This window comes from Dyadobacter sp., assembly GCF_051859145.1.
Classification (GTDB): domain Bacteria; phylum Bacteroidota; class Bacteroidia; order Cytophagales; family Spirosomataceae; genus Dyadobacter.
The window spans coordinates 1-8,020 of sequence record NZ_JBHYGF010000181.1 but is presented as its reverse complement, the minus strand read 5'-3'; the positions used below and the strand labels follow the sequence as shown (position 1 = coordinate 8,020).

At 44.6% G+C, this 8,020-nt stretch carries 8 protein-coding genes; 3 read left to right on the top strand and 5 right to left on the bottom strand.

The features are described 5' to 3' along the window. Together ACTIE6_RS11910 and ACTIE6_RS11905 are read left to right on the top strand one after the other, a co-directional pair. A partial coding sequence (locus tag ACTIE6_RS11910) for an aspartate aminotransferase family protein (protein WP_439556848.1) occupies positions 1-1,046 on the top strand: 1,046 nt, incomplete at its 5' end. 9 nt (positions 1,047-1,055) lie between these two features. Next, positions 1,056-1,934: an aldose 1-epimerase family protein gene (locus ACTIE6_RS11905; protein ID WP_439556847.1), complete on the top strand. Its 879-nt coding sequence runs from the start codon at positions 1,056-1,058 to the stop codon at positions 1,932-1,934. 21 nt (positions 1,935-1,955) lie between these two features. On the opposite strand, the gene ACTIE6_RS11900 is transcribed toward ACTIE6_RS11905, so the two are convergent. The 5 genes from ACTIE6_RS11900 to ACTIE6_RS11880 all read right to left on the bottom strand — a co-directional run bounded on the left by ACTIE6_RS11900 (position 1,956) and on the right by ACTIE6_RS11880 (position 7,439). After that, a complete protein-coding gene (locus ACTIE6_RS11900; RefSeq protein WP_439556846.1) occupies positions 1,956-2,351 on the bottom strand; it encodes a type II toxin-antitoxin system HicB family antitoxin in 396 nt (131 codons plus the stop codon). Beyond that, positions 2,348-2,536 carry a type II toxin-antitoxin system HicA family toxin gene (locus ACTIE6_RS11895; protein WP_439556845.1) on the bottom strand — a complete coding sequence of 63 codons (189 nt, stop codon included), beginning with the start codon at positions 2,534-2,536 and terminating at the stop codon, positions 2,348-2,350. The genes ACTIE6_RS11900 and ACTIE6_RS11895 overlap by 4 nt, the downstream gene beginning before the upstream one ends. A 106-nt stretch (positions 2,537-2,642) precedes the next feature. Beyond that, entirely contained in the window at positions 2,643-2,975 is a 333-nt protein-coding gene (gene trxA / locus ACTIE6_RS11890; protein WP_031527084.1) for a thioredoxin, read from the bottom strand. Between the two features lie 86 nt (positions 2,976-3,061). Beyond that, positions 3,062-6,712, bottom strand: coding sequence for a DNA polymerase III subunit alpha (dnaE, locus tag ACTIE6_RS11885; protein WP_439556844.1), 3,651 nt, complete (start codon positions 6,710-6,712; stop codon positions 3,062-3,064). 55 nt (positions 6,713-6,767) lie between these two features. Beyond that, positions 6,768-7,439, bottom strand: coding sequence for a DUF2461 domain-containing protein (locus ACTIE6_RS11880; protein WP_439556843.1), 672 nt, complete (start codon positions 7,437-7,439; stop codon positions 6,768-6,770). A gap of 337 nt (positions 7,440-7,776) precedes the next feature. Here ACTIE6_RS11880 and ACTIE6_RS11875 point away from each other — a divergent pair. Then, positions 7,777-8,020: type II toxin-antitoxin system RelE/ParE family toxin (locus ACTIE6_RS11875; RefSeq protein WP_439556842.1), on the top strand; the 244-nt coding region annotated here is incomplete at its 3' end.

The following is an 8,020-nucleotide window of genomic DNA, read 5'->3' as shown; positions in this document are numbered from 1 at the left end:
GGCATCCAAAGGTAATATCCGCCATTCACGAGCAGCTCAAAAAACACATGCATTTGCTCGTTTACGGCGAATTCGTACAGAGCGCACAGGTACAGCTTGCGGCTGCATTAACAAGGACTTTGGCAGTAACCCCTCCCTGGCCCTCCCCTTTCGGGCTCATTGATAATGTATATTTCACTAACTCCGGCACGGAGGCTACCGAAGGTGCGATGAAGCTTGCCAAGCGGTTTACGCGGCGGCACGAATTTATATCCTGCGTAAATGCTTACCATGGAGCTACGCAGGGTGCATTGAGTCTTGCCGGCGCTGACTTTTTCAAGCAGAATTTCCGACCGTTACTCCCCGGAACCCGCCAGATCAGGCATGGAAATGCTACTGACCTGGAATTGATTACAGATGGAACAGCAGCTGTGATCATTGAGGTAATCGGGGGAGAGTCTGGTGTGCGGGTACCTGAAAAAGAATACATGATTGCGCTGAGACAAAGGTGCTCGGAAGTTGGCGCATTGCTGATCCTGGACGAGATACAGACGGGTTTTGGAAGAACGGGAAGTTTCTGGGCTTTCGAGCAGTTTGATATTTACCCTGATATCTTGCTGAGTGCCAAGGGAATGGGCGGCGGCATGCCGATCGGTGCATTTATGGCTTCTCAGGAAGTAATGCGCGTTTTCAAGAATAATCCGATTCTGGGGCACATTACTACTTTCGGCGGACACCCTGTTTGCTGCGCTTCTTCCCTGGCTGCTTTAAATGTGATTTTGGATGAAAATCTGCATCGGTCTGCCATTGAAAAAGGCGCGCTTTTTAAATCTTTGCTTGTGCACCCTGCGATTAGTGAGGTAAGAGGCAGGGGATTAATGCTGGCTGCGCAAATGGAATCTTTTGAAAAGCTGAAAGATACAATTGATCGCTGCATTGAAAATGGTGTGGTTACGGACTGGTTCCTGTTTTGTGACAATGCAATGCGCATTGCGCCGCCGCTGGTGATTTCTGAGGAAGAAATACGAACAGCTTGCAAGGTGATTATTAATGTTTTGAATTCTTAAACCAAGCTTATGGAATATTCAATTGAGAATGAATTTTTGCGTATTGCCGTCAGGCAGGCAGGTGCAGAATTGTGCCGCATTCAGTCGAAAGTGACGGGAACTGATTTCATGTGGAATGCAGATCCTGACATTTGGCCAAGTTATGCACCCGTTTTGTTCCCGGTTATAGGCGCTATTAAAAACGGGTTCGTTAGGTACAATGGGAAAGACTATGCGGTACCTCGCCACGGAATCGTACGCAACAATCCGGAGGTAAAACTTATTGAGCAAACAGAATCAAGCCTGACATTCGGTTTAAAATCCTCTACAGAAACTTTGGAAATCTATCCCTTCGAGTTTGATTTTGAGATCACTTACCGATTAGATGCGCACAAGTTTTTGCAAAGTTATAAAGTAGCGAATTCCGGTGAAGAGCAAATGTTGTTCTCGCTTGGCGGGCATCCTGCATTTAAGTGTCCTGTCCATGAAGGCGAGGATTATACAGACTATTATCTGGAATTCGAAGCCATTGAAAATGATTCAACCTGGCTGCTGACCAAAGATGGGCTTGTCGGTAATGAGACAAAGAAGATCTTTGACAACACCAACACACTTCATCTTGATCATCATTTGTTTGATAACGATGCATTGATCTTTAAGCATTTGGTATCAAAGCAGGTAAGTCTGCGAAGTACCAAATCTGCGCAGGTAGCTACTGTTCGTTTTGGTGATTTCCCTTATCTCGGCATTTGGGCAAAGCCAAATGGTAACTTCGTTTGCATTGAACCTTGGCTGGGCATTGCAGACAGCGCTGATTCTGACCAGAATTTTGAAACGAAAGAGGGAATATTGAAGCTCGCTGCCGGGGAATTATTTACGGCCAGTTTCTCAATTGAAATTCATGAGTAGCTAAACTTTTAGCAGTATTGCTTACAGCTTTACTGCTAAAAGTTCATTACCAAGCTTGTGCAGAGCCGCTTCGATCTTTTTGGCTTGCGCAGGTCTTGGCTTTTTAATGCCGGAAGCATAGTGGTTCAGCAGCTTCTCATTGATGCCGGTGATTTTCGCAATGCCGGTTTGGCTGAATATGCCTTTATAGTATTTTAAAAAACTCCCTACATCCAGCTTCCATTCAATCTCGTACTCGCCTTTTAAAGCTGAGGGAATATTTTTATCGTCAAAACCTTTAACGATTTCGATGCATTCAAACACTGATTTTTTCACGTCTTCAATTGTCGCTCCACCGCCATTTATCTTATCTACATTATCCCCATAAGCCCAGTAAAAATCCTTGCTTCTTTCGATTATAATCTTAATCTTCTTCATAATATTTCCTTTAAATTCATCTTCTTGATGGTCTTCAAGCGTATTCCCTCGCCCATCTCCTTTGATCCATGATAAGCTACGGTGTAAGTCTTGTCTTCCTTTTGATAAGTATAATGACTGCCTTTTATCCGGATAACCGACCAGCCGTTTCGTTTGATTAAGCGATGGAATTCTGAGGATTTCATAGTGTGTAACTAAGATTAAAAGTATACAATAATATACCTTTAAGCAAGCAGTCACAAAAAAAGCTCCCAGCAGGGAGCTTTCAATTATTTATCGGAAAGTAACAGATTATACTGTTGCTTCGATCTGTGCATTCAACTTGTCTTCCAGAGTTGTTTTAGGAACTACGCCAACAACTTTGTCAACCAACTGACCGCCTTTGAATATCATTAATGTAGGGATACTGCGTATACCGAATTTAGCGGGAACAGAAGAATTCATATCCACGTCCATTTTACCAATAACTGCTTTTCCCTCGTATTCTCCGGCAAGCTGCTCTACAACAGGCCCGATCATTTTACAAGGTCCGCACCACTCTGCCCAAAAATCAACAAGTACTGGTTTTTCGCTTTGGATCAATTCTTCAAAGGTGCTATCGGTAATTTCAAGTGCTTTTCCCATGTTTGAAAATGTCTAATGTTGTTTTATAAATCTGATATAATAAGCATTATCATTGCCTAAAAGTTCCTGAATATTACTAATGTAAATCAGTTCAAAGAGAATTGTACGCCATGAAATCCACGAAGTACTTTGAAGAGCTCGGTGGTCGGCGCGACACGATATCCACGCGACAACATTTCAACTTCCAGCCGTGTATCCGGATCTACTACCGTCATATTAATCGCGCAAGGTCCCGGGTGATGACTGAGGGTATCGCTTAATACGTGAATAAACTGGGCGTCAATCTGATCCAGGGAAAGATTGATCTTAATCTTCTTACACATTTTACCCATAATCTCCGGCAACAGCTGAATTTGCGTGATCTTAAACTCAAATTGATCTTCCTGCTTCCAGCGGTTTTGAACCTTGCCTTTGATATAAAGAAACTGGCCAACCTGCAGATAATTCTTGAACCTGATATAATCCTCGCCACCTAATAGCATTTCAAGTGAGCCTTTATAATCTTCCACTTTGAAAATCATGAAGCTACTTCCATTCTTAGACATTCTTTCCTGCGCGCTCGTTACAATTCCGGCCACGCTGATTTCCTTACCAAAATACTTCGGCGACCGCTCTCCTTCCGCAATCTCCATTACCTTGTCGACCGTACAATTACAAAAATTGTCGAGTTCAACCCTGAATGTATCCAGCGGGTGCCCCGAAATGTAAAATCCGACAACCTCCTGTTCATACCTCAGCTTTGCGAGATCGTCCCAGGCAGCAACATCCGCCGCTTTCGGACGCGCAAGCGTAGAGCCGCCGTCGCCTAACATACCGAACAAAGAAGCCTGTGCGGACGATTTTTCTGCATGGTAATTGTTTGCGTAACGAATAAGCTTTTCAATAAACGTCCCATTTTCGCCAGTTTCAACAGCGAAGTAGTGCGCCCGGTGATAGTCTTCAAAGCAGTCAAACCCACCAGCATAAGCCAGACTTTCAATCGTTTTCTTATTGACCGTCCTCAAATTGACGCGGGTAATAAAATCGTAAATATCCGAGAATGCGCCGCCGGCTGCACGCTCTTCAATAATAGATTCCACGGCTGCGTCGCCGCTGCCTTTTACGCCGGCCAAACCAAAGCGGATTTCACCCCGGCTGTTCACGTTGAATTGCCTGTCTGATTCATTGATATCCGGCCCCAAAACGGTTATACCCAAAGCTTTACATTCTTCCATGAAAAATGTAATCTTATCAATGTTACCCAGCGAGCTCGTCAAAACCGCCGCCATGTACTCAGCGGGGTAATGCGCTTTCAGGTAAGCTGTCTGGTAAGCTACAAATGCGTAGCAGGTTGAGTGTGATTTGTTAAATGCATAGGATGCAAATGCTTCCCAGTCAGTCCATATTTTTTCAAGCTTTTTGGAATCAAGCCCACGCTCGGTACCGCCTTTCATGAAGTCGCCTTTCAGCTTGTTCAAGGTTTCGATCTGCTTCTTTCCCATCGCTTTACGCAACGTATCCGCCTGACCTTTTGTAAAACCGGCCAGCTTCTGCGAAAGCAACATTACCTGCTCCTGGTAAACGGTAATACCGTAAGTATCGGATAAATACTCTTCCAGCTCGGGCAAATCGTATGTAATCTCCTCCTGCCCGTTTTTACGACGGATAAAGTTGGGGATATATGCGATCGGACCTGGGCGGTACAATGCATTCATGGCGATCAAGTGCTCGAAGCGATCGGGAATGAGGTCGCGCATGTGCTTTTTCATCCCGTCGGATTCAAACTGAAAAATCGCATTCGTTTCTCCCCTTTGAAACAACTCAAAAACCTTCGGATCATCTAGCGGCACATCGTCAATGACAATTTCAACATTGTGGTTTTGCTTGATCAGCCGCAATGCTTCCTTGATAATGGTCAGGTTGCGCAGACCAAGAAAGTCCATTTTGATAACCCCTGCATCCTCAATAATCTTTCCCTGATATTGGGTAATCAAAAAATCCGAGTCTTTGGAAGTACTTACGGGAATGATTTCTGTCAGATCGCTCGGCGCGATAATGATACCGGCCGCATGAATACCTGTATTCCGCACGGTACCTTCCAGTCTGCGCGCTTCCTGCAAAACACTCGCCTGCAAATCCTTACCTAATGCGATTTGCCGCATTTTCTTCACATTATCCAGCTCTTCGGGCGCGATCCCTTCTTTTTTGACCAGACTCCCCTCGCCTTCCAGTGGCGCTGTGAAGATCCGGTTGAGCGTCATATTATAGGTAGGCTTGTCGGGCACAAGCTTTGCAAGTGCATTGGCTTCCTGCAAAGGCAGGTCCATTACCCGCGCCACATCCTTGATCGCCGATTTGGCCGCCATTGTACCATAAGTAACAATTTGCGCTACCTGGTTGTAACCATATTTTTTAACCACATAATCAATCACTTTCTGCCGGCCTTCATCATCGAAGTCCGTATCAATATCGGGCAGTGAGATACGGTCGGGATTAAGAAAACGCTCAAAAAGCAGATCGTACTTGATCGGGTCGATATTGGTGATCCCGGTCGCATAGGCTACCACGGATCCGGCAGCAGAGCCACGGCCAGGACCGATAAACACGCCCATTTTACGTCCGGCATCGATAAAATCGGCCACAATCAGGAAGTAACCAGGAAAACCCATGTTACGGATTGTATTCAGCTCAAAGTTGATCCGCTCCTCAATCTCGGGCGTTATCGTTCCGTACTTAAACTTGGCGCCTTCAAATGTGAGGTGTTTCAAGTATTCCCATTGATTCAGCACATCGGCCGTAAGTTCCTTTTTACCAACCATTTCCGACAAGGTATGTGTCTTGAATTCGTCGGGGATCGGGAAGTTAGGGAGTAAAATATCTTTTCGAAGATCAAGCGTTTTAATCTTGTCAACAATCTCGTTTGTATTGTCCAGCGACTCGGGTAAGTCGTTGAACAGCTGCATCATTTCGCTGGTGTTCTTGAAATAAAACTGATCATTATAGAATGCAAAACGAGAACCTTTCGGAATACCTTTTTCGTCGTCAAAATCCTTTGCCGAAGGCGTACTTTGCTTATCTCCCGTATTGATACACAGGAGAATATCATGCGCATTCCAGTCATCGCGATCCACATAGTGCGAATCATTTGAGCAGATTACTTTAACATTATACTTCTTGGCAAATCTTACTAGTACTTCATTCACAATGTACTGATCACGGATCTCGTGCCGCTGCAACTCTACGTAAAAGTCTTCTCCGAACAGATCCAGCCACCATTTAAACTCCCGCTCGGCAGCTTCCTCTCCCTGCCTGATAATGGTTTTGGGAATAATCGCCCCGATGCAGCAGGTAGTAGCGATCAAACCTTTGTGGTACCTTACAATCAGCTCCTTATCGATCCGCGGGTATTTACCATACATTCCTTCAATAAACCCCAGGGAGCACATTTTCACCAGGTTCTTGTAGCCGATTTCATCTTTGGCGAGCAGAAGCTGATGGTGGCGCACATCCTTTTTGTCTTTGGTAAACTGCCGCACGTGCCTGTCTTCCACCACATAAAATTCACATCCCACAACAGGCTTGATCCCCTGCTTGTTTCCCTCCGCTACAAATTCAAAAACGCCGAACATATTACCATGATCAGTAATCGCGACGGCCGGCATATTGTCCTCTTTGGCTTTCTTGAAGAGCTTTTTAATATCAGCCGCCCCGTCAAGAAGTGAAAATTGGGTATGGCAGTGTAAATGGGAAAATTGCATGTGGACTGGGGTATTATTAAATGGAGTAAGCTTTGCGGGAAATCAGAATTGCAGATCAATGCTCCGCGGGCTGTTCATACAATACATAATTCATATAGTCTGCAAAAGGTTTAAGGAGTTGGATACCTTTTACAATCGTTTTACCAAAATCCCTGGAAGCCACTTCCTTATCGGTAAACCGGTGCACAAAAAAAAGTTGCTTGCGTTTCAGCAGCTCGATTTCGGGATGATCTTTCGGGTAACCTTTGGGTGTAGTCTTTAAGGTATCCCCGTGGATTTCGGGGAAAAATGTGCGGAATTCTTTTTCCTCAATGATCACTTTCAATTCTTCTGCATTGTAATCGACTTCCTGCCTGAACCGGGCCAGCTGCTCAGGAGTAGTCTCCCACATTCCTCCGCCCAAAAAAGTCTGATCGCCGGGCTGGATCTGTATATAGTAGTCGACCTTACCCGAACTCTTCCCGCCGGGACCAATACCGGCAGCAAGATTGTTCTTGTAAGGTGCCTTGTTTTTTGAAAAACGAATATCGCGGTTGATGCGCAGCAGGCATTCTTTTACCTGCAAATTGCCGAGATCCTGAAACTTCCCTACTTCACTGATCAGGTAACCCACCAGCTTTTCCATATCCGCTTTCGCCTCGTCATATCGCCCTCTGTTTTCCTGAAACCATTCCCTGTTGTTGTTTTCGGCTAATTGACTGAGAAAGTGAAGTGTTGCGGATTCCATTCTGATTTGGTGACGGTATAATATCTTATTTTACTACGATTTCTGATCCAATTTAACGAATTTTGGTGAACGGGGAATAGGATCATCTGTATAATACTCAACTTTTGAATGGTATGAATGTTCAATTTTTGTCAAAAGAAAAAACGATGAAGACCTCAGTTGTAATTCCCATGAATGAGTGGAAAAAGATACAAAACCGGCTTAAACCGCGAAACTCGGACTTTTGGGAGACCTTGCCCGAACATGTCAGAGAAAGTATTAAAAGAGGACAAAAACAGGCAGCGACTGGCCAGACAATGACCAACGAAGAGGTAATGCAGAAATATGCAAATTACCTATGAATTTACCCGTTGTCTGGACTTTGGAAGCCGAAACCGGCTTTGCAGAAGTGCTGCGGTATCTGGAAGATGAATGGTCCGAAACAGAAGCTAAGAACTTTGTTTATCGTGTAAAGAAGGTAATCAAACTTATAGCAGGATTTCCTCAGATGTTTGAAGCTTCACCATCGAATCCCAGTGTTAGAAAAGCAACTCTTAATAAGCAGCAATCCCTCTTTTATCAAATTGAAGAAGACCACATTG